Origin of the sequence: Gordonia paraffinivorans NBRC 108238, from assembly GCF_000344155.1 — a bacterium.
In the GTDB taxonomy this organism is placed as follows: Bacteria; Actinomycetota; Actinomycetes; order Mycobacteriales; family Mycobacteriaceae; genus Gordonia; species Gordonia paraffinivorans.
The window spans coordinates 1-1,248 of record NZ_BAOQ01000097.1 but is presented as its reverse complement, the minus strand read 5'-3'; the positions used below and the strand labels follow the sequence as shown (position 1 = coordinate 1,248).

1 pseudogene is annotated in these 1,248 nt (G+C 67.0%); it reads right to left on the bottom strand.

The features are described from left to right. Position 1 precedes the first annotated feature (1 nt). Positions 2–1,179, bottom strand: a pseudogene (locus tag GP2_RS20805) (IS3 family transposase). Between the last annotated feature and the right edge of the window lie 69 nt (positions 1,180–1,248).

The window sequence follows — 1,248 nt, the reverse complement described above, 5'->3', positions numbered from 1 at the left end:
TTTAGGCCGCGAGTGTGAGCGGCTCGGCTAGCTTGGCTTCGAACTCGATGGGCGTCAAGCCGCCGAGGGTGTCCTGGGCGCGCTGGCGGTGATACTTCCGCTCGATCCAAACGACGATGGCGAGTCGCAGCTCCTGCCGGGTCGCCCACCGCTGCTGGTTGAGGACGTTCGTTTGCAGCAGTGACCAGAACGACTCCATGGCCGCGTTGTCCCCCGCAGCGCCGACTCTTCCCATCGATCCGACCATGTCGTGGCGGCGCAACTCGCGGGCCATCGCGCGGCTGCGGAACTGGCTGCCCCTGTCGGCGTGCAGGATGCAGCCGGCGACCTCACCGCGGCGCGCGACAGCATTTCGGACGGCGTCTACGGCGAGTTTCGCGGTCATCCGATCTGAGATCGAGTACCCGACGATTGGGTTGGAGAACACGTCCTTGATCGCGCAGCAGTAGAGCTTGCCTTCGCTCGTCCAGTGCTCCGTGATGTCCGTGAGCCAGAGCCGGTTCGGTGCATCGGCGCGGAACACGCGCTGGACGTGGTCGTCGAACACGGGCGGCCCGGCCTTCTTCCCCTTCCCGCGTCGCCGGCGTTGCGCGGACGAGAGAATCCCCGCCTGCGAGCACAGCTTCCACGCCGTCCGCCGGCTCATCCGCCACCCCGCTCGGCGGGCCTCGTCGGCGAGGTATCGGTAGCCGAACGTCGGGTCCTCGTGGTGCGCATCATGCAGCGCGTTGATCCGATATGCGCGGAGCACGTCCGCGTCCCGGACGGGGTCGTTGCGCCACCGGTAGTAGGGCTGGCGGGCGAGCTTGAGAACCCGGCACGACACCGTCACGGGGATCCCCGCGTCGGCGAGCTCAGATACGAGCGGGTACGTCATTTTGGGGAGCCACCAAGCCGCAGGTTCGCCTGCGACAGATACGCCGCCGCACGGCGGAGGACCTCGTTCTCCTGCTCGAGCAACCGGATCCGCTTCTTCAACTCCCGCGCCTCGGCGGCGTCCGCGGCGGTCTGGCCGGGACGGTTACCGTCTTCGACGTCGGCTTGACGGAGCCAGTTCTGCAACGTCGCTTCGCTGATACCGAAGTCGGCGGCGATCTGTTTGATGGTGACGCCGCTCTCGCGGCTGCGAGCAACCGCAACGACGTCCTCGCGGAACTCTCTGGGATAGGGGCCGGGCATGATGACATCCTCCCCGTCAGCGCCTCCCGGCACTAACGATCAGTTGTCACCAGTTCGTTCCTCACGCCC